The sequence below is a fragment of the Nocardia sp. CA-084685 genome (assembly GCF_050955785.1).
Classification (GTDB): Bacteria; Actinomycetota; Actinomycetes; order Mycobacteriales; family Mycobacteriaceae; genus Nocardia.
This window is the reverse complement of the sequence record NZ_CP192094.1, coordinates 4,355,012-4,380,928: the sequence shown is the minus strand read 5'-3', so window position 1 is coordinate 4,380,928 and position 25,917 is coordinate 4,355,012. Positions and strand designations below refer to the sequence as shown.

Below are 25,917 nucleotides of genomic sequence, written 5' to 3'. Positions count from 1 at the left end.
TCGGTCGGGACTCGGTAGAATGAAGTGATGACGTTCCTCCAACAATCAGAGGAACTTTCCGATCTCAGCAAGATCGAGGACCGGGCGTCTTCGGTTGCCCAGATGCTGGTCGACCGCATCACCGCGACTCCAGACGCGGAGGCGTTCCGATTCCGTGACGGCAAGGGCTGGACCAGCGTGTCCTGGAGGCAACTCGGCGACCGCGTCGATATCCTCGCCGCCGGATTGATCGCACTGGGAATCCAGGGCGAAGACCGGGTCGCGCTCGTATCGTCCACACGCTATGAATGGGTGCTCGCCGACTTCGCCGTGATGTGCGCCGGTGCGGCCACCACCACCGTGTACCCAACCACCAACGCCACCGGCGTCGCGTTCATCGTCGCCAACTCGGGCAGCCGTATCGTGATTGCCGAGGATCAGACCCAGCTCGACAAACTGATCGAACACCGCGTCGAACTGCCCGACGTGCAACAGGTAGTGATCGTCGATGGCGAGGGCGACGGAAACTGGGTCATCACTCTCGACGACCTCGAAAAGCGCGGACGCGGACTGCTCGCCGAATCCCCCGACGCGGTCGCCGACCGCATCCGCGGGATCCGGCCCACGCATCTGGGTAGCATCATGTACACCTCCGGGACGACGGGCACTCCGAAGGGGGTTCGGCTTCCGCATTCGGCATGGACCTACAGCGCCGCAGCGATCGACGCCGTCAACGTGCTCGGCCCCGACGACCTGAACTTTCTGTGGCTGCCGCTGTCCCACGCGTTCGGCAAGGTGATGTTGGCGCTGTCACCACTGATCGGCTTTCCCACAGCGATCGACGGCCGGGTGGACAAGATCGTGGACAACATGGCGGTACTGCACCCCACCATCGTGGCGGCCGCCCCGCGCATCTTCGAAAAGGCGCATGCCCGGATCGAGGGCATGATGGCCGAAGAAGGCGGGCTCGAGAAGAAGCTCTTCGACTGGGCGATCGGGGTCGGCCTGAAGGTCTCGCGTGCCACACAAGCCGGCGAGAAACCGTCGCCTCTCGTTTCACTGCAGCACAAAGTTGCCGACAGGCTGGTGCTTTCCAAAGTCCGTGAACACTTCGGTGGTCGGCTGCGGTACTTCGTTTCGGCATCGGCCCCCTTGGACCGCGATGTCGCGCAATGGTTCGACGCGATCGGCGTCATCGTGCTCGAAGGCTACGGCCTGACCGAGACCGCCGCCGCCTCGTTCATCAACCGCCCAGGTGCATACCGGTTCGGAACCGTAGGCAAACCGTTCCCTGGCACCGAGGTCAAGATCGCCGAAGACGGTGAGATCCTGATCAAAAGCCCGGGTGTGATGAGCGGCTATCACGACCGCCCCGACGCCACCGACGAAGCTTTCGACGCGGACGGCTGGTTCCGCACCGGCGACATCGGCGAGGTCGACGCAGACGGGTTCCTCCACATCACCGACCGCAAGAAAGACTTGTTCAAGACCTCGCAAGGCAAATACGTCGCGCCCTCCGCGATTGCCGCCACATTCAAGGGAATGTGTCCATACGCAGCGGAATTCATCGTCTACGGAGAGACACGACCCTATTGCGTCGCCTTGGTCGGCCTCGACGCCCAGGCCATCACCGAATGGGCCGGCAAGCACGACCTAGCCAACAGACCGCTCGCCGAAATCGCTCGGCACGAAAAGACCCACGACGTCATCGCCGCCTATGTCGACCAACTGAACACCCAACTCGATCGCTGGGAACAGGTCAAGAAATTCGACATCATCGACCACGAACTGTCCGTCGAGGCAGGTGATCTCACACCGAGCATGAAACTTCGCCGCAAGATAGTCGTCGAGAACCTCGCCGACAGCATCGACACCCTCTATCACTGAAGTCGATCGCTACCTACGCTTCTCATATGGGCGGTTAGGGCACGCCGACACCGCCAGCGCGACCGAATCTTCGTGGAACGGTGGTCGATTCGAAGGAAGATCTGTCCGCTGGCAGGTTGCTGCCCTTCGTCCGGGATCTCATGGCCGAGGGGCACATCGTGGACATCGGCGCGCGAGAGTTCACCGCGACCGCGATTCAGTGCCTGACGAGTCTGCTGTGATGCAGTGTTCGTACTTGCCCGTCCCAGGGGACGGTGGGCCGGGAAGCGCCGTGGCCTTTCGAGCGTGCGGGCACTTCCCGGTGTTTTCGTAGTGGCAGGTCAGAGATCCATGAGATCAGCTGCGAGACTGGTCAATTCGTTCCGATAGGTCGCGGCGAGTCCGACCAGCGATTCGGCTTGGGCTTGCTGCGCTTTGACCATGGTTTCGAGCACCATCACCCGCCGTCGAAGTTTCGCGATGATCCTCGCCTGATCGCTGATGATCGCTGCATGGTCGGTGATCCTCGCCGCTGCACCCGTACCGCCGGACGCCGGTTTCTCGGTGGCCAGGACGACTGAACTCGAATAGGTCACCAGGCCCTCTGCTCCGACCGCCACCATGCCCATTTCCTCTTCGGGCTCGACGCCTGTCCCGCCGTCTGTCGCTGCGGCTACCTCCCTCTCAGTGGGCGTGCCCTCGTCAGCGTCTTGCTCGACCGCACTAGCGGTTTCGCTCTCGGCTACCTTGTCGGGTTCCGCGACGTCTGCCACGGCCTCCGGCTCTGGTGCCTCCGCAACCACAATGACTTCCTCGGCTACCGCCTGTACTTCAGCGGCCGTTTCCGCCTCGAGGGACTGGGCGACGCCCTCTACAGCGACCTCGATGTCACCCACCTCGACCACGGTCTGGTCCTCGGCGACTTCATCAGCTTCCGCCACCGCAACCTCACCCTCGGCATCCGGCTCTGCTGCCTCCGCAAACGCTGGCATTTCCTCGACCACCGCCTGTATTTCAGCGCTCGCTTCCGCCTCGAGGGACTGGGCGACGCCCTCTACAGCGACCTCGATGTCACCCACCTCGGCCAGCGTCTCGTCGTCAGCTTGCGCCTCGATTTCAGCATCCGCTACCTCGACGGAGGCTTCGGTCTCGACATCCTCCTCATTGTCAGCTGCGGCGTATTCCTCGGCTGCTTCCACACCCAGTGCCGCAGATTCCGCTTCCGCTTCGGTCACCGCTGGTGGCTCGTCCTCGGCTACTACCTGTCCATGTTCGACCGCTTCGAAGACCCCTGCTTCCACAATGGGTGACTCCGCCGCAGTTGCCTCGGCCGCCAGCCCTATCACTCCGGACTCTTCCGCCTCGGGGGCAGTGGTCGCATGTCCTTCGTCGGCTACTTCGCCCACAACTGATTCAGCCGCGGCCGGCCCCTCGCCGTATGCGGGTGCCGCGCTTTCAGCGGCCACAACCGGCGCAGAAACCTGCTCTGCTTCTGCTTCAGCCGAGGCACTGCCCATCTCCTCGGCCACCGTCCGCCCCCTTTCGCCGGTGTCGGCGTATTCGGCGATCTCGACTGTGGCTTCGGCATCGACTACCGGTTCGGCTTCCAGCACTTCTTCGGCGACCGCTTCGCCCTCATTCACAGCAACGGCAGCCGTCTGCGCCGCCGACTCCGCACCTTCGGCCGATCCTTCAGCTTCAGCGTCAGATTGGGCCACGCCAACTTCACTCGCGGCAACGACTTCGTCTTCGATGTCCGCCCCCTCCGTTTCCTCGGCCGCGTCGGCAACCGCAATTTCGGTCTCCACTCTCGAGTCCACTTGCAGCACTTCATCTTCGGCTGCGGTATCTGCTTCGATCTCGGCGGCAAGAGCGGCGGCTTCCGCGACCGGCGCCACGACTTCAGCCTCGGCGTCAGGCTGAGCCTCGGCGGTCGCTTCGTCTTCGGCGCCGCTCGCCTCCGTTTCCTCGGCCGCGTCGGCAACCGCAATTTCGGTCTCCACTCTCGAGTCCACTCGCGGCAGTTGGTCTTCGGCTGCGGTATCCGCTTCGGTCTCGGCGGCAAGAGCGGCGGCTTCCGCGACCGGCACCGCAACTTCAGCCTCAGCGTCAGGCTGAGCCTCGACGGTGGCTTCGTCTTCGGCGCCGCTCACCTCCGCTTCCTCGGCTGCGTCGGCAATCTCGGCTTCGACCTCTACTCTCGAGTTCACTTGCGGCACTTCATCTTCGGTCGTGCGCTCATCTTGGGCGACTGCCGCACCCTCGACTGCCGCAGTTTCGGTGATCATCTCAGCCTCGGCAACCGGATCGCTCTCGGCGATGGGGGATTCACGGACGTCGGGCGTCTCAGCTACGGCTCCCGCCTCAGCATCGGCGACGGACTTGCCCTCGGCTACCGCCGCTTCACTCTGAGCAAATGCTGATTCGCTCCGGGGCGCTTCGGTATCCTCAGTCGCAGCTGCTGGGTCCCACTCGGCCGCCACATCGTGTTCAGCCGCCGATACCGTAATCTCCTGGGCTGCTTCACCTTCAGCAACCGCTGCTTCACCTTCAGCAACCACCGCTTCACCTTCAGCAACCGCCGCTTCACCTTCGGCAGCCGCCACTTCGCCTCGAGCGAGCACGGCTTCGCCCGCTGCGGCGGGCGCGTCGACCTCGGCCGCAGCGGCCGTCTCCGGCTCAGTCACGGCCCCCTCGCCGTCGGTAGCTGTCGTCTCTTCCTCGGCGGCGGCCGCGTCGTCGATGGTCTGCGCCCGGTCGTCGGTCGTTGTCATATTGTCTGCCCTTTCGAACACTGCGATAGTTCCCCGGTTCGAGCCGCGGGGGCCTACAGCGTCGCACGGGATGGCGGTTGCTGCTTCCGAATCCAGCGGTGCTGGTACGGAATTCAACAGAAGTGCGCATTGGACACCGATCTGTAACCCGAAACGCCGGTAACGTCGAGTTGGCTTGTTTCGAGCGGTTGCACCCCGTCGCGCGACTGCGTACGCACGACTCCGGTAAACCGATGATGCTGGCATGTTGCTACGTCGGGGAAAACTCGGTCGGGGCGAACCGGCCGCACCTGATCGAGTCAGCTCTCCAAGCCGCAGTAGCGCAGTCCTAGCTGTAGCGGCCCTGTTGAAGGCCAGGTCAACGGATCAAGGTGCTCGAGCAACAATGGTCAGCCTCGCCGAGTTCGACCTACTCGCGAACGAATCCCGTTGAGCACCTGACCAATCCGAGGTCGGGATCATCGAAAGCGAGACCGAGCCGACTGAGCGCACCGACGTGACGGAGAGTCGATGCCAACCGTTCTATTCATCAATGCGGTCCACTGGCCGACACGAAATCCTGACTTCGCATGCCGCGGAACCTAGGGTCTCAATACGTGGTGTGAGCTCCGGGAATATATCGGGGGAACTCATGTTTGGTCGACAACGGCGTCGACCATCTGGTGATCCACCCCGCCGAGGGTGTGCCGATATCAGCCCATCGCCACCCGCCATCGCGACCATCGAGGGGTTACCTACGTCGCCTGGTTCGGCACCGACTGCCAGATCAACATCGCCGCCCTCGGCTCCAGGCGGCAGCGGATAGCCGCCTGCACTTTCGCCGCCTCAGCCGTTTCCGTAGATACGATCAGGGACGACGAGAACGACTGCTCGGCGCTCGGCAGCCATGACCCGGTCATATTCGTCCCAGTCGTCGTGCGTGCCACCCGCCGCGGTGAAAACCTCCCGTAGCAACTGTCGCAGCCGTTCGGCATCGATGTCCGGCATCGGGTCGTCGGGACCCGCGATCCACACCGGTCCCTCAACGGCCGCCCACGCCCATCCGACACGGACGACAACGGTCATTCGTGCCCGAAACCGGAGATTGTCCAATTTGCGCGTACCACCGCGGACTACCATGCCCACCACGGGCTCGCCGGTCTGCGGGTGCGCCAACACACCTGCGTTGACGAGCGAGGACTGAACAGTGCCATCGGCCCGCGAGGTCGAGACGACACAAAGGCCATGATCGCCGGCGATCAGCCGAGCAAAGTCCGCGATATCAGTCACGGCCGAAGTCTACGGACCGCGGGCGACGATGCGGACCTTCCGATGCCGAGTCCCGTGCAATCTCATTACGTCCACCAGGCCTATCCCAGTGCGCGAAAGCCATGGTCTCCGGGGGCGGCACCGGTCGGATTTCGAAGAGCGTCGTCGTCACCCGACATCGTCACTGTGGTCTTGAAGACCGACACGCGCCCCGACACAGCCGATCCAGTGGGACGAATTCGCCGCGTCGCGCAGAGATCATTGCCGGACGTGGCGAAGTCGGAATTACGCGAGGACACTGAAAGTGTAGCGCCGAATTCAACTAGGAGCAATGTCATGGCATCCGACAGGCCTTTCGGGATCGATCCGGAAGAATTCGAACGCGCGCTGCGCGAGGCGGGGATCGAATTCCGTGACCTCCTCGGAAGGGCCAGCGGGTACATCGATCGCACAACCGTGAGTACGCTGGCGTCGCTGCTGGGTCAGTTCGGTCCGCCGCAGCGCCAGCGGCCACCACAACCGGAGGGCGAGACCACCGGCGAGACCGGAAGTGGAGTGTGGGCCATCTACAGCATCGATGAGGCCGGCGAGGCCAGGGTCGAGCAGGTTTTTCCGAGCGAGCTCGAGGCCTTGCGTGCGCATCGCGACAATACCGACGAACGCCGTCGCGTGCGGTTTCTGCCCTACGGTGTCCCCACAACCGCGCTGGGCACCCAAATGCCGGGCTCTGATTGATGGCAGCGCAATAACCGAGTAACCCGTGTCAGCGCCGCCCACATACTTCGCCAGCGAATATCGCTGTAGTTAGGACATGAGCCCGGCAGGCTCGCACGGGCGTTGCCCAGCGGGACCGGCGCGCTATGCTGCCGGGATCTTCCAGCGGACTTCCGCCGCGCAGCACCGCGAAATACACGTCACTCTCCAGATTATCGATGGCATTGTCCGATCCTTTTGCGCTATCCATTGTTTGAGCACGCTCGCGATTCGAATACGAATACGCGTGTCCGAGGGTGTACGCAACCGGAGTGAGTGACACTTTCACCGATAGTGATGCTCGGTACGTTGTCCGCCGTTATCTGTCCCGAGTCATCGGAACGCCGGCGAATCCGCACGATGTCGAGAGTAAGTACCGCTTGGCCTGCATGGGATCTGCGATGGAAAGCGATCCAGGCATGCTCTCCGGCAGCACCCGCTTTGTCGAGGGTGAGATGAGCTCGCCGACGATCGCGATCCACGACCCCAAGTGCCCGCTCGTGAAGTGACGAGTACCCGTGACCACGCCTGCGTCAACTTCGATTTACCTGCCTGTCAACGGTTTCCGTACCCAGCAAATCCCACTGCCTGTCCGTCGGCACACGATGCCGATCACCCGCCAGCCTCGACACATCGAACATGATGTACCACCGAAACATCCCGACCGAGCGGACGGCAGCGGCATCTTCCTGATCTCCCGGTATCGCATGAGCGACGGTCTCATCGTCGGATACGGGACCGTCGCCGCCGATCGACGTCGCCCACACGCTCGACCTGCTGCACACCGCGCTGGAGCGGAACCGGGCGACCACGCATTACACCGGGATGTCATGCCTAGCAGCGATTTCACGGTGGCTGCGGATCCGCAGGACACTGATACGAAGAGCGCCGGTTGTCCGCACGCCACATACCGGGCCCAGGCGTTGCGGCTGCTCGGAGACGTTCTCCGCTGCTGATCGACCAGCTCGACAATGTCGATCCGGGACACATTCGTGCGCGACGGCGCTCGCCACTCAGCGACGCATACGTTGCACAGGCACCAAAATTGGCCGATACCAACATCTTCCGCGTGAATTGGTGTCCAATTCCACTGTTCAATGGTGTTGCAGATGACGATGTAACCAGTCAGGAGCGCCCTCGTGCCACGTGAAATCGATGCGACCGTCTTCCCACATCTGGATGCGGACTTGGACCGCGTCCGTGATGTTCTCGGACCCGTTCGACTGGAGGGCAGGCCCGAACTGGCCGCGCTCACCGACGAAGGACCCGATACCTCTCGCCGTCTGGTCCGCCCTACTTTGACCTTGTTGTCGTACTATTTGCTCGCCGATCCCGCTGCCCCGGCCGACGACCGGGTGGTGCGCGCCGCTGCTGCCGTCGAGTTGCTGCATCTGGGCTCGCTCTACCACGACGATATCGTCGATCACGCGTACGAGCGTCGTGGCCGTCCCAGTGCCAACGTGGTGTGGGGTTCGCATATGGCTGTATTGGGTGGGGACTCGGTGATGCTCACGAGCGTGCGCATGCTGGCCGAACTCGGTCGGCGTGAAGTTCACGCGGGGGCGATCGCGGGTGAGCAGATGTGCGCAGGCATGGTGATCGAGGCCGCCGACCTCTACGTGACCTCCCGAAGCGAGCAGTCCTACCTGGACGCGATCGATGGCAAGACTGCGGCGGTGCTGTCGCTGGCGTGCCGGGTGGGCGCGATGCAGGCCGGTCGGCCGGAGGATGAAGAAGAGGCGCTGGCCCAGTTCGGCCGATACTTCGGATTGGCCTACCAATTGTGTGACGACATCCTCGACCTGACCTCCACCGCCGAAGAAATGGGTAAGCCCGTCAACGCGGATCTGTCCGAGGGCATCTACACACTTCCCGTGATCCGCGCGGCTGCCCGCGACCAGGATCTTGCCCGCCTGCTGCGCAGAGCGATGACGGGTGAGCAAGCCGCACACGCCCGTGAGCTCGTCGTCGCCTCCGGTGCCGTGGACGAAGCACGGGCCAGGGCCGATGAATTCATGGATCAGGCTGGCGGGCAGCTCGCCAGTGTGCCCGTCGACCCACGCGCCCGCCAGGCGATGATCGCCTACGCCCGGTCCATACTCGACCGGCGCACTCCTGGTCCCGCGGTGCCCCGGCAGCCGACGCGGTCATCCCGAGCCCACGGTGCTGGGCTCTCGCCACAGCTCGCACAATGGTTGCGAAGCTGGATGGTGGACACCGGACTTGCCGTCTCCACGGCCGAGGCCGACTACCACCGGTGGATGGGAGCGATCAGGATCCCAGCGCAATCCTTGGCCCCAGCAGCGGACCCGGCCCGTGAACAGACCGCCTACGCCATGGCGGTGCTTGTCCTTGCCTGGGACGACCTCTTCGAGGACCCGCAGCTGAGGGACCCCGAAGCCGTTACCGCGCTGAGGCGTGGCATGGTGGCAATGCTGCGCCAGGACCCGCAGAAACCGTGGCGGTCCGGTGCGATCCCGACGGCGTGGGCGAGTTTGTGGCCGCGCCTACGGGAGGGCCGGAGCACCCGCTGGCAGGAGCGGTTCCTCGACGGCATCGAGGACTGGTTCCAAGCCGCCGAACGTGAAGCGCACCATCGCATCAACGGCTATATCCCCTCCGTAGCCGACTATCTGCCGCTACGGATGTCGACCAGTGGGATCGACACTGCCATCGCCTGCATGGAGGTGCGCCAGGACCGGGAACTGCCGTTGAAGCTGCGCAACCACCCCGTGATCCGCCGTCTCGAGGAACTCGCCTTCTGGGTGACCTTCGTGGAGAACGACCTGGTGGGACTGGATCAGGACGAGGCAGATCAAGTCCCTTACAACCTGGTGCGGGCGGTCCGTCACGAGACCGGCTGCACCCGCCGCGACGCGGTCGAGCAGGTGCAGAGCCAGGTAGCGGATCAGCGCGCCCAGCTCGAGGCGCTGATCCGCTACGTCCCCGCGCTCCTGCGCGTGCTTCCCGGCCTGTCGGGCGAGGGGAAGGACTACGCGGAGATGTACGTGAATATGACGAACGTGGGGCTCTGGGGTCGTGAGAGCGATCGGTACGAGCCAACCTCCGCTTCCGCAGCACCGGACTTGGAACGCTTGCGCCGTGAGATCTACTACCGGGCCGACGAACCGGCTACTACCGCGCCGTAAGCCGCCGCAGCCGGCAATCAGGGTGTCCCGCGCAATCCACCGTCCTGGTCGCGCGGGACACCCCTCAGTGCTGCCCAGACCTCGTCGCTCCGGGGATGCGGGGTCCGGGGATGCGGATCCACATCGTGGATCGAAGGGACGAGCGGGTGCGCAGATGGAAAGCGACCAGTCCGACGAGGGCGCTCGCGGCGAACCAGGCCAGTTGCACCGCGAAGCCCCCGAAGGGCGTGGCATCGGAGAAACCGGCGGCCGTCGAAGCCTGCATTGCCCCGTAGGAGGGCAGCCAGCGCACGAGCTCGCTGTCTGCCCCGATGCTGGCGATGGGGTTCTGCACGGCCATGTCGAAGCAGCTGATCATCGCGATGGCGAACATGCCCTCCACCTCGCGGCGCAGCAGCGCGCCGAGCGCGACACCCAGCGCCCCGTAGGTCATCGCCGCGCCGAAGAGCGCCGCGGCGACCAGGACAGGTTGACGAGGCGACCAATAGCAGCAGATGATCGCGGTGGCGTACGCGCAGACCACCACGGAGGCGACCACTAGGCAGGCGATCTTCGCCAGCCCCAGCGCGACCCGGGGATACCCGGCCATCGAAAGTCGCCGATCGAATGCACCACTGCTGAAAGTCGCCGCGAACATCATGAACCCGATGATCAGTGAGACCGCCATTAGGGCGCCGCTGAGCTGAGCGAGCTGATTGCCGTTGGCGCGCAGCACGAGACCGGTGTCTCGAAGCCGGAACGGTACCTCGATATCGGTGACGGCCACTCGCACCAGGGTGATCAATATGGGGACGAAGGCGGCCACCAATAGCATAGCGAACCGGTTACGTGCGTGCTCGATGAGACCGTAGCGGGTCGCGATCAGAAACAAGCGCATACCGTTGCTCATCCAGCCTTCTCTTGCCTGCCTTGTAGGACCCCGTCGTGCAACCGCCACACCTGATCCAGCTTGTCGGTGTCGTGAGCCAGATGCGAGACGATTAGAACGGACCGGCCGGTGTCACGAAATTCTGTGACCAGATCCCAGAAACGCAGATAAGTCTCCCAGTCGAAACCTTGGTATGGCTCGTCCAGCAGCAGAACCTGCGGGTCGTGCATCACCGCCAATGTCAGGTTGAGTTTCTGCCGGGTGCCGCCGCTCAGCGTCGCGACCCGCTCACCGGTGTACTCGGAGAACCGGAGGATCTCCATGGTCTCCTCGGTCCGCCGCAGATCCGGTACGGCATAAGCGGCGGCGAACAAGTCCAGGTGCTGGCGTACGGTGAAGGCGTCGTTCAGGACGACCTGCTGCGGGCAGTAACCGAACCGCCCACGGTGCCGGATCGTTCCCCGATCCGGTCGCAGTTCTCCGGAGAGCACCTTCAACAGCGTCGACTTGCCCACGCCGTTCTCACCGACGATACCCACCAGTGTCCCCGCGGGCAGCACCATATCGATGCCACGCAGTACCGACCGCCTGCCGTATGAGTGGTGGACGTTCTCCACTTCCATCCTCGCCCCTTGCCTGCCGCCGATGCATGGCCCGGCAACCGTTCGCATGCTACCAACCAGCGACGAAAATCCGTGCGGCGACCAGCAATTCGCGCACTATGAAGACTTGGCCTACCGCCTCGGCGAACGCATTGATGGAGCGGGCCCGACCTGCACCCACGTATATACTCGCCATTCGGCAGATGGCAACGCGTCGAATTCGAGGTCGAAAAGCGAAATATTCTGCGGTTCAGCTTGTCTCACCAACCGTCGTTGTTGACACATCACGCCAGAGAATGTTCGTCAGCCAGGCACAGCAGCTACGGCAACCGGCTCTCGGCCTGGGCCGACGGGGTCCGGGGAGTCAGAGGAACAGTAAAGTGCCGCGACTGCAAGGGTTTACGGCCTGCTTCGAGCCGAATCGGCGGCGGGGTAGTAGTAGAGCTCACCGCGCAAGCGTTCCAAATGCGGTGCTGTCGAGGCCGAACTCTGCGTGTACCGATCGGCGAGCCGCGCCGTGAATGCCGCATCTCGCATGCTCTCGTAGAGCGACACGTACTCCTTCCTTCGTCCGGATATACCCGGAAGTACGCGCAGCAGAGCGGGGAGGTAGCGGATCACCCCATCGATCCGAGCGCGTCTCTCATCCACCTGACGCTGCACCTGCTCGACGGCTTCACTGCGGGTGCACCCGGTTTCCCGACGGACCACCCTGACCAGGTTGTAGGGGATATGGTCGGCCTCGTCGCGTTCCAGTGACACCAGATCGTTCTCCGCCATGGCCACCCAGGAGATAAGTTCTTCGAGACGGCGAACCACCGGGTGTTTCCGCAGCGTCGACGGCACTTCCCAGTCCTGGCGCACCTCCAGAACGACGGCAGCGATGTCGAACCCACCGGTCGAGTTCCGCAGCGGTAGCCAGTCAGCCGTGGTGGGGACGTAGCGGTTGATACGGTGGTGCGCTTCGCGTTCGCAGGCTTCGAACCAATCTCCGACGGTTTCCAGGAACCGCTCCTGCCACTCGATGGTGCGGCCCTCGCGCACCTGCGGCCACACACCCGCCCATGCCGACGCGATCGTGCCGGACCGCCACGGTGCCTGCGGATCCTGGCGCAGCACAGCCACCAGGCCACGCCGCAGCGCGGTGACAGTTTCCGGATCCCGCAGCTGTGGATCATCGAACAGGTCATCCCATACAGCCAGCAGGGTGGTTATGCCGACGAAGGCCTGTTCATGAGCTGCGTCGGCCGGGGGCAAGAACTGGTGCGTCGGCAACCGGAACACTCCCACCCACCGGTGGTTGTGGTCGAACTCGGCCGAGGAGACGATCAGGCCGGTGTCCATCATGAAGCTTTTCAGCCATGACATGGCCTGCGGCGAGACCGACTCGCCCCTGGCCTCGGACGTCGGCGTCGAGGGCCCCGAAACGGCCGGACGGGAAGTTCGCCGATCGAGTACCGACCGGGCATAACCGGTCATCGCATGGCGAACGCGAGAGTCAGCGGGCAGACCGGCAAGCCGGTCCTGAGCCTGGTCGATGAATTCGTCGGCGACCGCCTGTGCCTCGTCCACGGCGCCCGAGGCGATTACGAGCTCACGGGCATGTGCGGCTTGCTCCCGCGTCATTCGCCGACCGAGCAGGCCGGCAAGACGTTGGTCGCGGGCAGCTGCACGGATCACGGGCAGTGTGTAGATGCCTTCGAACAGATCCGTATTGACCGGCTTGCCCATTTCGTCGGCGGTCGAGGTCAAATCCAGGATGTCGTCACACAACTGGTAGGCCAGCCCGAAATATCGACCGAACTCGGCCAATGCCTGCTCCTGCTCGTCCGAACAACCGGCCTGCATCGCGCCGACCCGGCATGCGAACGACAGCAACGCCGCCGTCTTACCGCCGATCGACTCCAAGTAGGACTGTTCACTGCGGGAGGCCACATACTCATCGGCGGCCTCGATCACCATGCCCGCACACATCTGCTCACTCGCGATCAACCCCGCGGACACTTCGCGATGGCCGAGTTCGACCAGCATCCGTGTGCCCGAGGTTGTCACGCAGTCACCAGCCAGTACAGCCATATGCGCACCCCACACCGCGTTGGTGCTCGGATGGCCGCGACGCTGGTCGGCATGATCGATGACGTCGTCGTGATACAGCGATCCCAGATGCAGCAACTCCACCCCGGCCGCGGCTCGCACCGCCCGGTGATCTGCCGGTGTCGCGGGATCGGTGAGCAGGTAGTACGACAGCAACGTCAGCGTAGGACGCACCAGCCGACGAGACGTGTTCTCGCCCTCGTCAGTGAGTGCGGTCAGCTCGGGCCTGCCACGAAACTGTACGGGCCCGAGCACATCACGGACACGGTCCAGGTCCGCATCCAATTGCGGAAAGACCGCGGAATCGATCTCACTTGGCACGCGCACGCTCCTGAGTAGTGGCATCGGTCAGCTATACCGTTGATGCAGTTGAAATTTGACACCATAGCGCGCGGAAAATGTTGGTATCAGGCAATTTTGACGCCACTGGCGAGCATGTCCGCGACCGGAGTCGCTGCCCGGCTGGCTGGAACGCCAGGGCGAGCATGGAGGCTTCCCTCCCTCGGCGATCGCATCCACTGCCCGGTGACGCCAGAGCGGCGTTCTACCCTCGACAGAATGTCTAGCGTTGCTATGCTGTCGTCATGTCCGCCATCAGCGAGCGCCGCGAACGTGAACGCGCCCACCGTCATCAGCTGATCATCACGGCCGCGCGGGAACTCGCGGAGAGCGAGGGCTGGGAGGCAGTGACGACACGGCGGCTGGCTGAACGTGTCGAGTACAGCCAGCCGGTGCTGTACAGCCACTTCAACGGTAAGGACGCGATCGTGAGCGCCGTCGCCTTGGACGGCTTCAGCGAACTCGCCGCCCACCTGAGCCGCGCCCGGCACGGCGCCGACCCTGGACAGGGCCTGCGCGCCGTCTGCCGCGCCTACCTGGAGTTCGCGACCGATCGACCTGCCCTCTACCAGGCCATGTTCATCCTGCCCACCGATCTGAAGTTCGCGAGCGCCGAAACACCGGCCCCGCTGCGGGCTGCTTTCGACGAGTTCGTGAGCTGCTTCCGGCCGGACAACACGCGACGCGAACTATTCGCCGAAGTCATCTGGAGCGCGTTGCACGGTATGGCCGTCCTGTCGGACAGCGGCCGGATCCCCGCAGACGGACAGGAGGAACGGCTCGACTTCCTCATCGCCCGGATCGCTGACACCCCAACGAAGCCAACGAGCCCGTAAGCGGCTCGAAACGCCAGGCCCCTGCCATGCACCGCGCCGGTCGCCCCGTCATCACAGTGCCGCGATGACCTGAGTTGCCGCCGTCCCAGATCGGCGAGCACCCGCTTCGCCGTGTTTCAGGACGTTGTTCCGCCCCACGCACCAATCCTCTGCCCATTGTCGAGCCGCCCATGGGAACCGGCTCTACCAGTTGGATCTCGAGCTTGTCTGGCGCGGCTCGACGATTCCGTCCGGTTCACATGGTTATGGGCGGCTTGTCCGGCTGGCTGCGTCGATGAGCAGTTTCGCGGCCACCGTTGCCCCGTCGGAGCGGATCGCGCCGGCCACGGTCCTGGCTCGTGTTCGCGTCTCAGGAGCCAGGGCCGTGGTGAGCGCGGCGGACAGGGAGTCGACGGTCGGTGTCGAGCCCGCGTGTGCCGCACCGATACCCAACTCGGCCACTCGGGCGGCCCAGTAGGGCTGGTCCGCGATCTGTGGCACGACCACCTGAGGCGCACCGGCCCGGGCGGCCGCCGTGGTGGTGCCCGCGCCGCCGTGGTGCACGACGGCCGCAACCTTGCCGAACAGCGCCTGCTGGTTGACCTCGCCGAGAACGAAGCAGTCGTCGGCGTCGTCGATCGGGGTCAGCTCGGCCCATCCGCGGGCAAGCAGGACCCGGCGGCCCTGCGCGCGGACCGCCTCGATGGCCACCCGGGCGATATCTTTCGGGGCGTACGCGGCCATGCTGCCGAAGCCCACGTACACCGGTGGCGCGCCGGCGGCCAGGAACGCCTCCAGCTTGTCCGGGAGCGGGCGTTCGTCGGGCAGGATCCACGCCCCGGTCTGCACGACGTCGAGGTCGGTCATGCCGTGCGACGGACATAACGTCTCGTCCGCCGCCAGCCACGGCTGGCCGGTAAGGACGTGGTCGCGCACATTGTCCACCGGTGCCAGGCCGATCGCCGCCCGATGGCTGTTGAGCGCCTCGCCGTACAAGGCGTTCACCCGCTGGGCGTCCTGCTCCCACAGCACCCGGTTGTCGGTCTCCTCCTGCGGGGACGGTGTGCCAGGCCGTCTTCCTGGAGGGAAGCGCCGCGACGGCAGCCCGAGAAGGTGAAAGCACGCGAGCACGTAGTGGATGCCCAGTTTCTCGGCCACGTCCCGTGCGCCAGCTGGCATCAGTCCGGTGGCCAGCAGCGCGTCACATCCCTCAGCCGCCGCGGTGAGCGTTTCGAACCGCGCGGCGACCAACGCGGGAGCGAGCCGGAACGCGTCTTGCGCCGTCGGCGGCTTCGGGTTGGCGACGATGGAGTGCACCGTCGGGCCGAGCGGCACCAGCGGCACGTCGATACGCTCCAGCAGCTTCGCGAACTCCTCGTCCGGCGGCGCGCACACCCGCGCCTGCGCGCCCAGCTCTCGCAACGCCGCCGCCAGTCCCGCCAGCGGTTCGACATCTCCGCGCGATCCCCACGTCGTCAACAACACTCGCACTTCGCAACTCCCCATTTCCGCAGATTCTGGCATTCGGCCGGTAATTCTGGGGTATGACCCGGGTCTTGCCGCAAGCCCCCCACTCCGATATATGTTGAAGTGGGGAGGAGTTGGGTCTCCTGGTCTTCGCCACTTCTCGTCCACTCTGGACGGACAGCCTCCACAGACTGAACCGTCACGGGTATCGTCGCCGAGGCCGGCTACCGCGCCGTATGGAGACCTCCAGCGCTGTCCGCACCCGACTGACCAGACACCCCAGGTTGGCGAAGGAGCATGCTTGGTGTCGTGGTTCCGGCTAGGCACAAGGTCGACGGTTGCGGTGGAATCGCCTGAATATCAGGCGGATTCGCGCCCAGCGTGTGGCGCGCGGATACGGATGCCCTCATTGGCTGATGGCAGACAGGTCGCGTCATAGACCATGCCGTCCCGGTCGGCGGCGTTCCAGACGAAGTCGGTCGAGAAAATCGATCGCTACCAGGCCCCGCCGTCGCGGATCAACGCCTCCCGGGCCCGCAAATCTGCCAGCTGGGATACAGCCCACTGCTGCTTAAGCGCGAAATCCGTCCCGCGCTACCGCTCGAACCCCTCGGTTTCCTCTGGTACGCCCGTACTGCCAGCGCGGTAAGATCAAGGTGAGGATCTGATCAGTTGGGGTTGAAACACACAACCCTGGACCTCGGAAACACCCCCAGGTGCGGCCATGGACAACTGGACGGCAGGAATCTTCGGCCCATATCTATCGCGCGGGTGCGAGAAGAATGCGGGATTCACGCTATGCCTTCCAAATACCTGATTCCGGTGACAAGAAGCAATCCGACGGATACAGGCTTGGTCGGACCCCCGATTCCGGAATTCGCACGCAGGGGCATATCTTCGCCGCCCGACGTCGGCCGCCGACCACGGACTGCCCACGTCCGTGTCGTCCGAACGCGGCCGTGTATCGGTGTCACGCTGTTCAGCGTGCTGGGTGAGGTCGACCTGCGCACCGTGGCGGAGTTCGAGCGGCAACTGCTCGCAACGCTGCACACTGCTGCACCGACCATCATCATCGACCTGTCCGAACTCGGTTTTCTCGGTGTGGCAGGAATGGAGGTGCTCGACGACGCGCGGGTGTGGTCGCAGCACACCCACGAGATGTACCTCGTCACCGGCACCGTGTGCGTGGACCGTGTGATCGCGGCCAGCGGTATGTCAGCGTGCTTCGACACCTTCACCAATCTCGACGATGCACTGCGTGAAGTGGCGAAGCGGCACGGTCACGTGTGAAGACATGAGTGCGGTTCGAAATGGGTGCGCGGATAGAAACGACAGCACCATCCGGATTGTGGTGGCGTCCGACGCGGCCCGCCGCATCCTCGGCGGGCCGCGCCAGCAATGTTGGGAGTTAGTGCCGTCCGCCGCTGATAGTGGTCTTCGGCTGATCGATACTGGTGGTGGCCTGCGCGGACTGGGACCGGTCGAGCCGATGCAGAGCCAGCGCGGCAAGCGCGCCGATGGCTGCGAAGCCGAACCAAACCGCCCAATCGGATCCGGCGGCGTGGGCGGCGCCGACCACTGCGCCGGTGGTGAGGTTGCCGATCAGGATTCCGATGCCGACGACGGTGTTGTAGAACCCGTAGTGGGTGGCCACCAGCCTGCCACTGGCCAGAGCGACGACGGTGTCCATCTCGAAGGGAAACACCGCCGCTGTCCCGATCGCCAGCAGAGCCGCCGCCACCAGGAGTGCGGCGATCGCGGCCACCGTCCCGAACCGTTCGGGATCCGGCACTAGCGCTACGGGGAGAAACGACACTGCCAGCAGGCTCATCCCGACGACCAGGCTGCGCCCGCCGCGCCACCGGGTCCGCAACCACGCGGTGATGCGCAACTGTCCCACAACCGCGACGACACCCGAGATCACGAATACCGCCGAGGTCACCTCCCGCGACCGCGCCCCGGCCACGTAGTCCGCTTGCAGTGGCAGCGCGAGATACACCTGGAACGACAGGACGTACGAGCCGATCATCGCCATCGCGAACGCCACGAACCGCCGGTTGGCGACCACGGTGCGCCAGTCCTCGAGCACCGTGGTCTGCTCAGCCGGAGTTTCGGCACGCCGGGCGGGCAAGGCGAACAACTGTGCCACTGTCAGCACCGCGAACACCAGTGCGGCCGCGCCCGCGGTCACTTGGAAATCCAGCGCCATCAGCGCGAGTCCGAGCAAGGGACCGGCCAGGATGCCTGCCTGGTAGAAGATGTTGAACACCGCGAACGCTTCCAAGCGCCGTTCTCCGGTGTCGGCCGCTAGGTAGGCGCGCACCGCCGGATTGAACAGCGCTCCGGCGAAACCTGTTGCCGCCGAGGCGATCAGCAAGCCCGGCAACGAGGTCGCGAACACCAGTAACGCGAAACCACTGGTCCGCAGGAAACATCCGGCCACGATCAGCGGTTTGTAGCCGAACCGGTCGGCGAGTGTGCCACCGATGAGGAACATCCCCTGCTGGGAGAAGTTCCGGACGCCGAGCACAAGGCCGACCGCCCACGCCGCCAATCCCAGGGGTCCGGCGAGGTATCCGGCCAGGTACGGCATCAGCATGTAGAAACCGAGATTGATGCCGAACTGGTTGATCATCAGCAGGCGGGCGGCGAGATCGAAGCTGCGGAACTTGGCGAGCAGAGTCATGACGCCTGCTCCCGACCATGGACGAGACGTTTCGGATCGATCACAGTGGTGCAGCGAGTCCAGGAGTGTACGACTCGCTCGGTCGGGTGGGTGATGGTGTCGGGTTCGATCGGCGGATCGACATCGAACAGCCCGTGCCGCTCGCAGTAGGTGTCGTTGTAGATGGTGTCGAAGTATCGGTGCGGCCCGTCGGGGAACACCGCCGCGATTCGCAGTTCGGAATCGTGCGTGCGGGCGGCCCAGCCCGCCACCAGCGCGACCGCGCCTACGCTCCAGCCGCCACTTGCGTGGTGCGTGGCGGCCAGTGCACGGCAGGCCCAGACGGCCTCCGACGGTGCGACCCAATGAATTTCGTCGAATGCGGCGTAGTCGACATTGCGCGGATAGATGCTCGAGCCCAGCCCACGCATTAGCCGCGGACCGGCGGGCTGACCGAAGATCGTCGAGGCCACGGCGTCCACCCCGATCAGCTTCAGATCCGGGTTGAACCGCCGCAGCACCCGCGCCACCCCGGCCGAATGACCGCCGGTGCCGACCGCGCACACCAGCACATCGACACTACCGAGCTGTTCGATCAACTCGATCGCAAGCGACTCGTAGCCGTCGACGTTATCCGGATTGTTGTACTGGTCCGGGCACCACGCATCGGGTTCACGATCGAGCAACTCGAGCACCCGGTCACGCCGGGCTTGCTGCCAACCACCGCGCACATGTGGCTCGGTCACCAGATCGACCTGTGTTCCGTACGCGGCGAGCATCTGCGCCATGATCGGCTCCAGGCCTGGATCGGTGACCATGGTGACCGGATGCCGATACACCAATCCCGCCAGCGCCAGACCCAAACCCAATGTGCCGCTGGTGGATTCGATTATCCGGGCGCCAGGCGCCAAGTCGCCGCGCGCTTTGGCTCGCCGCACCATGTGCAGGGCGGGGCGGTCTTTCATCCCGCCCGGGTTGACCCCCTCCAGCTTGGCCCAGAACCCTCGACCCGCCGGTGCCAGCGGTTCGCCGACCCACAGAATCGGGGTGTTTCCGACCAACGTATCCGGGTGCCGGGCCGGGCCCGGCGCGGCCACCAGGGCCGCGGGAACCTCGGCACGCGTGCCGAGCACAACTTTGTCCATGACTGTCGCTTTCTGTATCGATACCGCCCTGTAGGGCGCAGAGACGTGCGGGCAGCGGACACCGGCCGACAGAGGACAACTCACCGGCCTGGCGCTGACCGATCAGCGTCGGGCGATACAGATACGCGTCAGCAGGGCTCTGCCGCTGACGATAGGCACGGCCGCGGCAGGGGGACCACGCACTCCACCGGAACCAAGCCGGTACACCGGCGCGAAAATCACGGCCGCGACCAGCATAAATAGGTACGACAGCAGCGGCACGAGACCGCCGGCGCTTACCGGTAGCGCAACGGTGACGACGCAGTGGGCGTCATGCGGCGCACCGTGGTGCTCACCGGGATCGGCGATGGCATGTGCCGCGTCACCCACAGCCGAGGCGAACAGGGCAGTGGTGGTCTGATGGGAGTGCTCTCCAGTTCCATGGGAATGGCCACCGGCGGCGCGCAGGGTGCAGTGCAGCAGTGGCGCGATGAGCAGCCCTGCGGCAAGTAGCGCCAGCGCCAAGCCGGCGAGCCGCAACCGACCGGTGGGCTTCACAGCGACCACACTCCGGCATCGGACTCCTGGCTCACCATCGAAGCCTCCTCCCACACCCCGCTCGAACCGTTCCGACATCGGTGCTCTGGCACCGAGAATCCGGGAAAGCACTGCTCGCCTGGCATTTTCGGCTCGAACGTATGCATCTTCATGCTGTGGTGGGCATTTCAAGCCCCGCGGCGTTGGGGTCGACCAGCGCATCAGGCAGTCGGCAGCGTGAACGCGGCGGTACGGACGACATCGCCGTGCTTGAAGTCCAAGAACAGTCGGTAGGTTCCTGGGCCGGGGACGGCAGTGTGGAAGGCGACGCCCGGGCCAGGAGCGGTCACCCCGTCGCCGGGTTCGCCGTTCGGGTGGACGTGGACATAGGCCAGGTCGCCCGCTCGCAGGATCACCAGATGTCCGTAGGCGGCGAGGTAGGGCTGCAGATCGGTGACCGGCTCGCCGTTCTTGTGCACGGTTAGTGTGAGCAGTCGGCCGTCGCCGGGCACGAGATCACCCGCGAGGGTCACCTCGTAGCCGTCCACCGTCGCGGTGCGCGCGGCCGCCGGAACGGGTCGCGGTTCGTACGCGCCGGCGACAGCCAGATCCGCGCCGAGGGTGATTGTCTTGCCGAGCGCGCGTGGGGCGATATCGGTGAATACGCGGTACGCGCCCGCTTCCGGCAGCTTCAGCTTCACTGTCCAGGTGCCGTCGGTCGTGAGTTCGGGATGCACGTGCCAGAACCCGGTCAGCTCCCGTTGGGCGACGATCAGGTGCAGGTCACGGTCGTGGATGGCGGTGTAGTCGGCGACCGCCGCACCGTCCGGCCCGAGGATCCGGAACCGGAAGTCGATCTCACCAGGGGTCGTGATCGGCTCCGCGAGCGCCAATGTGTAACCGTCCTGGGTGATCTGGAGTCCGCCCGGCAGCCCACCGCCGTGCGTGGCGTGGTCGCCGTGACCCGTGTGGGCGGGTGCAACGGTGGTGCGATGGGCGTAAGCGTTGTGATCTGCATGTGCCGCGTGATCCCCGTGCGTGCCGTGATGATGGGTGTGCGTCTGCGTAGTCATCGCCGTCTCTCTCCGATCTTGCTCTGTATCTACACAAAGGAAAAGTAATACCCCTGGGGGGTACAAGTAAATATGGTGGCGTGTGATGCGCCTCACGTCGCCCCGTCCAGCCCCTCCGGGGATGCGGACCGGATCAGCGACAACAACGCCGGATGTTCGGGCAAGGCAAGCCAGACTTGCTTGGCAACTGAAATCTATTGAGCGACTGAATAAGCGATATGTTCGGGGCGAACCGATTTGCGGATAACCGATCGGCCCGGGAGGTGCCGACACATGATCGCTCAGGGCTGCTTGCGGCGCGCGGCCGCGGCCGCGCGGGCTCGGTTCAGCTGATCCGATGACAACGCGGCGGGGTGCAGCGGCAACTCGGGGGCAGCGTCGGTGCGGAAGCCGTTGAGCTGGACGGCAAGGTACCGCCGCCAGTTCTCCGGAGCGACCGGTTCGGTGATTGCCGCGACGAGGTGGATCATGCCGATGATTGCGAGAACATCGACCGGTTCCATGCTCTGCTCGACCACGCCGGCCTTTTTCGCGCGGTCGAGCAACACCGCGATCGGGAGCATGAGCTCGCCGCGATGGACTTCGAAAAGGATTGCTTCATTTTGCAACTCGCTCATCGCGGTGGCGAATCCGCGGTTGCCCGCGATGATTTCACAGGTGGCTTCCACAAATCGCGTGAGCGCTCGCCAGGGGTCGGGGTCGCGAGTCGCCGCTTGGGCCGAGTCGATGATCTGCCGAAGGTATCCCTCGAACAACTCATTGATCAGCTCCCTCTTGTTCGAGAACTGGCGGTAGACGGTGCCGACACCGATACCTGCCACGCCGGCAACGGCATCGAGTGTCATTTCCATGCCGCGCTCGGCCAGCAACCGTTCCGCGGCGGTCAGGATGCGCTGACGGTTGCGAACCGCATCCGCCCGTTTGGGGCGGGGTTCGACGTCGCGATCGGCAGTCACGGTTTTGTGCCTACTTCGGGGTCGCCGATCGTGCCGCAAGCCCGAGGACGGCCCGGTCGACGATGAGTCGCATCCAAGATCGTTTGGCGACTCGATTCGATTCGTACAGCCACATCAGGATGGTATCGCCACTTGTATTCGGAACGGCCGATCAACAGGTGCCACGACGCTCCGATATGAGACGAACCGTTTCGAACGAACACTTCGCCGTTCGACGCTGCGGGGCTACGCGGTATCCACACCTGCGCCGCGCACGGTTGGCCCGCATAGAAGGTGAGGTCACGATAAGTCGGGTGCTCGATCGCATCCGTGACATCGCTATCGACCAGAGGCCACGGGTCGGACTCAGCTGCGGCGTTTCTCGGCGACGTCGGCCATGCCGTACATAAGTTTCTCGAGCAGGCCGATGAAGATCGTCTGTTCCGGTTTGGTGAGGGCGTTGGCCCACGCCTGCTCGCGCTCGTTGTGCTGACGGAAAGCGTCCGCGATGGCGTCATGACCCCCTTCCGTCAAGGCGATCCGCACCGCGCGGCGGTCGCGCTCGGCGCGTTCCCTCGTGACCAGACCGTCGCGTTCCAGGGTGTTGACCAGGGCCGACACCGTGGCTCGGCTATTGCCGGACAGTTCGGCGATTCGTTTGGCCTCCAGTGGCCCGGCCAGCCACAGGACGAAGAGGATGCGGAAACCGGGCCAGCTCCAACCGTGGGGGCGGTGGACCGACGCTTCGAGGTCGTAGACGAGCGCGCTGGTGACCCGGTGCAGGGTCAGCACCATCCGCATGGCCGTGGGATCGACTTGGGGGAGTTCGCGATTGGCCTTGTTCACCGCGTAGTCGACGAAGGTCAGGTAGTCGAGGTTGCGGGGGGACTCCGGAGCCGTGGTCATGAGCACAGGGTAATGACGTCCGCGCGGCCGGCGAGAGTGACAGGGAACAGGTCTTGCCAATGGTGTGGTTCACGCTACACTCGGCTGAAATTAATCAAACCATTTACTAATGGAGGGCTGATGACCACGAAGGCTTTCGCCTCTTCGGCGGATCTCGGCGAGAAGGTGCAGACGCTCGAGGTGCTCGCCGACGGTGTGTACGCGCTGACCGCCGAGGGGGATCCGAATATCGGCGCGATCGAGGGTGAGGATTTCGTCGTCTGCTTCGAGGCACTGGCCACGCCGGTCGCCGCGCGGCAATGGCTGGCGAAGCTGCGCGAGCACACCGACAAGCCGGTCAAATATCTGATCCTGTCGCACTACCACGCGGTGCGCACACTCGGCGCCAGCGCCTACGACGCGGAAGTGGTCATCGCGCACGACAACACGCGCAAGCTCATCGCCGAACGCGGACAACAGGATTGGGATTCCGAGTATGGGCGTATGCCGCGGCTTTTCAAAGAGCCCGACACCATTCCCGGACTGGCCTGGCCCACTCAGACCTTCTCCGACTCGGTCACCATCGACCTCGGTGGCAACCGCGGCGACCTGCAGCTGAAGTTTCTGGGCCGCGGGCACACCGAGGGCGACATCGTGGCCTGGCTGCCCCAGCACAAGATCCTGTTCGCCGGGGACCTGGTCGAGGCCGAGGCCGCCCTGTACACCGGCGACGCCTTCCATCGGGAATGGGCCACCGGCACCCTCGACGCCGTCGAAGCACTGGGCGCCGAACAGCTCATCGGTGGCCGCGGCGCGGTGGCCCGGGGGCGTGATGCGTGCGACGCCGCGATCGAGCAGTCCCGGCACTTCCTGCGGGTCATGCTGACCGAGGTGGGCACGGTGCACCAGCGTGGCGGAACTCTGAAGGAGGCGTTCGAGGCCACGCACGTGGCGCTGTTCGACCGCTACGGGCGCTGGCCGATTTTCGAACACTGCCTGCCGTTCGATGTCTCCCGCGTGTGGGACGAATTGTCCGGTATCGAGCGGCCCGTCATCTGGACCTCCGAGCGTGACCGTGAAGTCTGGAACCAGCTGCAGGACTGAGGAATTCGACATGACAACCGATAAGACGGTCGCCATCATCGGCAATGGGCCGGTCGGTCAGACGACTGCGCTGCTGCTGGCCCGCTGGGGTATCCCCGTGATCGTGCTGGATGCCCGCCCACAGCGCGACGAGATCGGCTCGAAGGCCATCTGTCAGCAGCGTGACGTGCTCGATGTATGGGAATCCGTCGGTGCTGGACGCCGCATCGCGCAAGAGGGCGTTACCTGGACCACGGCCCGCACCTTCTACCGTGATCGCGAACTGTTCTCCTATGACCTGCCGGATTACGGTAAGTCGGCGTTCCCGGCGTTCGTCAATATTTCGCAGACCCGCACCGAGCAGATCCTCGACGAAGCCATCGCGGCGTCCGAACTGATCGACGTGCGCTGGGGCCATACCGTCACCGGAATCGCGCAGGACGACAACGGTGTCCGCCTGCGCTGCGCCACTCCCGCGGGGGAGGCGGCCATCACTGCTGCGTACGCCGTCGCGTGCGGCGGCCCGCGCAGCGATGACCTGCGCGGGGAGCTCGGCGTCGACTTCGGCGGTGAATCCTTCGATGATCGGTTCCTGATCTGCGATATCCGGGCCGATCTGCCGGACTGGGCCACCGAACGCCGCTTCTACTTCGACCCGGAGTGGAATCCCGGGCGGCAGGTGCTCATTCATCCCTGCCCGGACTCGACGTTCCGCATCGACTGGCAGGTGCCCGGCGACTACGACCTCGACGCGGAGCGAGCCAGCGGCGCGCTGGACGCGCGTATTCGCCGGATTATCGGCGACACGGACTACGAGATCGTGTGGAACTCGGTGTACCGCTTCCACTCTCGGGTCGTCGACCGCATGCGCGTTGGCCGGGTACTGCTGGCCGGCGACTGCGCCCACCTGGTGTCGCCATTCGGCGCGCGTGGCTTGAACTCCGGCGTCGCGGACGCCGAGAATGCCGCGTGGAAGCTGGCTTTCGTGCTCAATGGCTGGGCGCCGGCGGAACTGCTGGAGAGCTACCACGTCGAGAGACACGCGGCCGCTCTGGAGAATATCGAGGTCACCACCGACACCATGAACTTCCTGGTGCCGCGCGATGACCAGCAGCGCCGGGTGCGCCGCGACACCCTCGAACGCGCGGCGGTGGATCCCGCTACCAGTGCGGCGGTCGACTCCGGTCGACTGTCCGAGCCGTTCTGGTATGTCGATTCGCCGCTGACCACCCCGGATCCCGGCCGTCCCTTCCATGGTCGGCCGCCCCGTGGCACCGTCGCGCCCACTGCCCCGGGCATCATCGCGCCCGACGCGCCGGTCACCCTGCCCGATGGTGGGCACGGACGGCTACGGGAGTTCGCTCGCGACGGATTGCTGCTGCTGGCCGGACCGGATGTGGATGTGCAGGCCCTGGCGCGGTGCGCGACCACCGCCACGTCAGCGCCGATCCGGGTGCTGGAGATCGCGGCGATCGACCGCGAAGGGACACTTACTGCCGCATTGCGATCCGAGCCCGGTGAAGTCTGGCTGGTGCGGCCCGATGCCTACATTGCCGCGGCACTGGTCGAACCGAGTGTCGAGGAACTGACCGGTGCGATCCGGCGGGCCGGCGGTGCGCCGGCCGAGGTCGCCGTGGTGGCCTGACAGCGCGGCGCTCGAG

At 64.9% G+C, this 25,917-nt stretch carries 22 protein-coding genes; 9 read left to right on the top strand and 13 right to left on the bottom strand.

Going from position 1 to position 25,917, the window contains the following annotated elements; genetic code table 11:
- The first annotated feature begins 27 nt into the window (after nt 1–27).
- The gene (locus ACQP2U_RS19765) at nt 28–1,866 is read left to right on the top strand and encodes an AMP-dependent synthetase/ligase (RefSeq protein ID WP_433715866.1); all 1,839 of its coding nucleotides are present in this window, start codon (nt 28–30) and stop codon (nt 1,864–1,866) included.
- A gap of 80 nt (nt 1,867–1,946) precedes the next feature.
- Nucleotides 1,947–2,087, top strand: a complete 141-nt coding sequence (locus ACQP2U_RS19760; RefSeq protein WP_433716008.1) for a hypothetical protein — start codon at nt 1,947–1,949, stop codon at nt 2,085–2,087.
- A gap of 99 nt (nt 2,088–2,186) precedes the next feature.
- Here ACQP2U_RS19760 and ACQP2U_RS19755 read toward each other — a convergent pair whose 3' ends face one another.
- Both ACQP2U_RS19755 and ACQP2U_RS19750 read right to left on the bottom strand, forming a co-directional pair.
- The gene (locus tag ACQP2U_RS19755) at nt 2,187–4,619 is read right to left on the bottom strand and encodes a hypothetical protein (RefSeq protein ID WP_433716007.1); all 2,433 of its coding nucleotides are present in this window, start codon (nt 4,617–4,619) and stop codon (nt 2,187–2,189) included.
- Nucleotides 4,620–5,444: 825 nt separating this feature from the next.
- Complete coding sequence (locus ACQP2U_RS19750) at nt 5,445–5,888, bottom strand: pyridoxamine 5'-phosphate oxidase (protein ID WP_433716006.1); 444 nt, start codon at nt 5,886–5,888, stop codon at nt 5,445–5,447.
- A 315-nt stretch (nt 5,889–6,203) separates the two neighbouring features.
- On the opposite strand from ACQP2U_RS19750, the gene ACQP2U_RS19745 reads away from it, so the two are divergent.
- The 3 genes from ACQP2U_RS19745 to ACQP2U_RS19735 all read left to right on the top strand — a co-directional run bounded on the left by ACQP2U_RS19745 (nt 6,204) and on the right by ACQP2U_RS19735 (nt 9,769).
- Entirely contained in the window at nt 6,204–6,602 is a 399-nt protein-coding gene (locus tag ACQP2U_RS19745) for a hypothetical protein (RefSeq protein WP_433716005.1), read from the top strand.
- A gap of 290 nt (nt 6,603–6,892) precedes the next feature.
- Entirely contained in the window at nt 6,893–7,129 is a 237-nt protein-coding gene (locus ACQP2U_RS19740; RefSeq protein ID WP_433716004.1) for a hypothetical protein, read from the top strand.
- Nucleotides 7,130–7,759: 630 nt separating this feature from the next.
- Nucleotides 7,760–9,769, top strand: coding sequence for a polyprenyl synthetase family protein (locus tag ACQP2U_RS19735; protein ID WP_433716003.1), 2,010 nt, complete (start codon nt 7,760–7,762; stop codon nt 9,767–9,769).
- Between the two features lie 64 nt (nt 9,770–9,833).
- On the opposite strand, the gene ACQP2U_RS19730 is transcribed toward ACQP2U_RS19735, so the two are convergent.
- The 4 genes from ACQP2U_RS19730 to ACQP2U_RS19715 all read right to left on the bottom strand — a co-directional run bounded on the left by ACQP2U_RS19730 (nt 9,834) and on the right by ACQP2U_RS19715 (nt 13,654).
- Complete coding sequence (locus ACQP2U_RS19730; RefSeq protein ID WP_433716002.1) at nt 9,834–10,658, bottom strand: ABC transporter permease; 825 nt, start codon at nt 10,656–10,658, stop codon at nt 9,834–9,836.
- The gene (locus tag ACQP2U_RS19725) at nt 10,655–11,260 is read right to left on the bottom strand and encodes an ABC transporter ATP-binding protein (protein ID WP_433716001.1); all 606 of its coding nucleotides are present in this window, start codon (nt 11,258–11,260) and stop codon (nt 10,655–10,657) included. Before ACQP2U_RS19725 ends, ACQP2U_RS19730 begins: the two co-directional genes overlap by 4 nt.
- Nucleotides 11,261–11,309: 49 nt before the next feature.
- Nucleotides 11,310–11,435 (bottom strand): hypothetical protein, encoded by a 126-nt coding sequence (locus tag ACQP2U_RS19720; RefSeq protein ID WP_433716000.1) that lies wholly within the window; start codon nt 11,433–11,435, stop codon nt 11,310–11,312.
- Nucleotides 11,436–11,638: 203 nt separating this feature from the next.
- The gene (locus ACQP2U_RS19715) at nt 11,639–13,654 is read right to left on the bottom strand and encodes a polyprenyl synthetase family protein (protein WP_433715999.1); all 2,016 of its coding nucleotides are present in this window, start codon (nt 13,652–13,654) and stop codon (nt 11,639–11,641) included.
- 263 nt (nt 13,655–13,917) lie between these two features.
- Between ACQP2U_RS19715 and ACQP2U_RS19710 the strand changes: the two genes are divergently transcribed.
- Nucleotides 13,918–14,508 (top strand): TetR/AcrR family transcriptional regulator, encoded by a 591-nt coding sequence (locus tag ACQP2U_RS19710; protein ID WP_433715998.1) that lies wholly within the window; start codon nt 13,918–13,920, stop codon nt 14,506–14,508.
- Between the two features lie 243 nt (nt 14,509–14,751).
- Here ACQP2U_RS19710 and ACQP2U_RS19705 read toward each other — a convergent pair whose 3' ends face one another.
- On the bottom strand, nt 14,752–15,978 hold the full coding sequence (locus ACQP2U_RS19705) for a glycosyltransferase (protein ID WP_433715997.1): 1,227 nt from the start codon (nt 15,976–15,978) through the stop codon (nt 14,752–14,754).
- A 774-nt stretch (nt 15,979–16,752) separates the two neighbouring features.
- Between ACQP2U_RS19705 and ACQP2U_RS19700 the strand changes: the two genes are divergently transcribed.
- Nucleotides 16,753–17,244, top strand: coding sequence for an STAS domain-containing protein (locus tag ACQP2U_RS19700; protein ID WP_433715996.1), 492 nt, complete (start codon nt 16,753–16,755; stop codon nt 17,242–17,244).
- A 118-nt stretch (nt 17,245–17,362) separates the two neighbouring features.
- On the opposite strand, the gene ACQP2U_RS19695 is transcribed toward ACQP2U_RS19700, so the two are convergent.
- From ACQP2U_RS19695 to ACQP2U_RS19670, 6 genes are all read right to left on the bottom strand, one after another.
- Nucleotides 17,363–18,640, bottom strand: coding sequence for an MFS transporter (locus ACQP2U_RS19695; RefSeq protein WP_433715995.1), 1,278 nt, complete (start codon nt 18,638–18,640; stop codon nt 17,363–17,365).
- Entirely contained in the window at nt 18,637–19,764 is a 1,128-nt protein-coding gene (locus tag ACQP2U_RS19690; RefSeq protein WP_433715994.1) for a PLP-dependent cysteine synthase family protein, read from the bottom strand. The genes ACQP2U_RS19695 and ACQP2U_RS19690 overlap by 4 nt, the downstream gene beginning before the upstream one ends.
- 102 nt (nt 19,765–19,866) lie before the next feature.
- Nucleotides 19,867–20,301, bottom strand: a complete 435-nt coding sequence (locus tag ACQP2U_RS19685; RefSeq protein WP_433715993.1) for a hypothetical protein — start codon at nt 20,299–20,301, stop codon at nt 19,867–19,869.
- 200 nt (nt 20,302–20,501) lie between these two features.
- Nucleotides 20,502–21,353 (bottom strand): hypothetical protein, encoded by an 852-nt coding sequence (locus ACQP2U_RS19680; protein WP_433715992.1) that lies wholly within the window; start codon nt 21,351–21,353, stop codon nt 20,502–20,504.
- Between the two features lie 281 nt (nt 21,354–21,634).
- Nucleotides 21,635–22,309, bottom strand: coding sequence for a TetR/AcrR family transcriptional regulator (locus tag ACQP2U_RS19675; protein ID WP_433715991.1), 675 nt, complete (start codon nt 22,307–22,309; stop codon nt 21,635–21,637).
- 345 nt (nt 22,310–22,654) lie between these two features.
- Nucleotides 22,655–23,194, bottom strand: a complete 540-nt coding sequence (locus ACQP2U_RS19670; protein ID WP_364352622.1) for a MarR family winged helix-turn-helix transcriptional regulator — start codon at nt 23,192–23,194, stop codon at nt 22,655–22,657.
- Between the two features lie 120 nt (nt 23,195–23,314).
- Between ACQP2U_RS19670 and ACQP2U_RS19665 the strand changes: the two genes are divergently transcribed.
- Nucleotides 23,315–24,277, top strand: a complete 963-nt coding sequence (locus ACQP2U_RS19665; RefSeq protein WP_433715990.1) for an MBL fold metallo-hydrolase — start codon at nt 23,315–23,317, stop codon at nt 24,275–24,277.
- Nucleotides 24,278–24,287: 10 nt separating this feature from the next.
- Nucleotides 24,288–25,901 carry an FAD-dependent monooxygenase gene (locus tag ACQP2U_RS19660; protein WP_433715989.1) on the top strand — a complete coding sequence of 538 codons (1,614 nt, stop codon included), beginning with the start codon at nt 24,288–24,290 and terminating at the stop codon, nt 25,899–25,901.
- Nucleotides 25,902–25,917 lie beyond the last annotated feature (16 nt).

Excerpts from the sequence above, each read along its gene's own strand:
- ACQP2U_RS19765 (WP_433715866.1), top strand. The coding sequence starts at position 28 with ATGACGTTCCTCCAACAATCAGAGGAACTTTCCGATCTCAGCAAGATC.
- ACQP2U_RS19755 (WP_433716007.1), bottom strand. The coding sequence starts at position 4,619 with ATGACAACGACCGACGACCGGGCGCAGACCATCGACGACGCGGCCGCC.
- ACQP2U_RS19745 (WP_433716005.1), top strand. The coding sequence starts at position 6,204 with ATGGCATCCGACAGGCCTTTCGGGATCGATCCGGAAGAATTCGAACGC.
- ACQP2U_RS19730 (WP_433716002.1), bottom strand. The coding sequence starts at position 10,658 with ATGAGCAACGGTATGCGCTTGTTTCTGATCGCGACCCGCTACGGTCTC.
- ACQP2U_RS19725 (WP_433716001.1), bottom strand. The coding sequence starts at position 11,260 with ATGGAAGTGGAGAACGTCCACCACTCATACGGCAGGCGGTCGGTACTG.
- ACQP2U_RS19720 (WP_433716000.1), bottom strand. The coding sequence starts at position 11,435 with ATGGCGAGTATATACGTGGGTGCAGGTCGGGCCCGCTCCATCAATGCG.
- ACQP2U_RS19710 (WP_433715998.1), top strand. The coding sequence starts at position 13,918 with ATGTCCGCCATCAGCGAGCGCCGCGAACGTGAACGCGCCCACCGTCAT.
- ACQP2U_RS19700 (WP_433715996.1), top strand. The coding sequence starts at position 16,753 with ATGCCTTCCAAATACCTGATTCCGGTGACAAGAAGCAATCCGACGGAT.
- ACQP2U_RS19695 (WP_433715995.1), bottom strand. The coding sequence starts at position 18,640 with ATGACTCTGCTCGCCAAGTTCCGCAGCTTCGATCTCGCCGCCCGCCTG.
- ACQP2U_RS19690 (WP_433715994.1), bottom strand. The coding sequence starts at position 19,764 with ATGGACAAAGTTGTGCTCGGCACGCGTGCCGAGGTTCCCGCGGCCCTG.
- ACQP2U_RS19680 (WP_433715992.1), bottom strand. The coding sequence starts at position 21,353 with ATGACTACGCAGACGCACACCCATCATCACGGCACGCACGGGGATCAC.
- ACQP2U_RS19670 (WP_364352622.1), bottom strand. The coding sequence starts at position 23,194 with ATGACCACGGCTCCGGAGTCCCCCCGCAACCTCGACTACCTGACCTTC.
- ACQP2U_RS19665 (WP_433715990.1), top strand. The coding sequence starts at position 23,315 with ATGACCACGAAGGCTTTCGCCTCTTCGGCGGATCTCGGCGAGAAGGTG.
- ACQP2U_RS19660 (WP_433715989.1), top strand. The coding sequence starts at position 24,288 with ATGACAACCGATAAGACGGTCGCCATCATCGGCAATGGGCCGGTCGGT.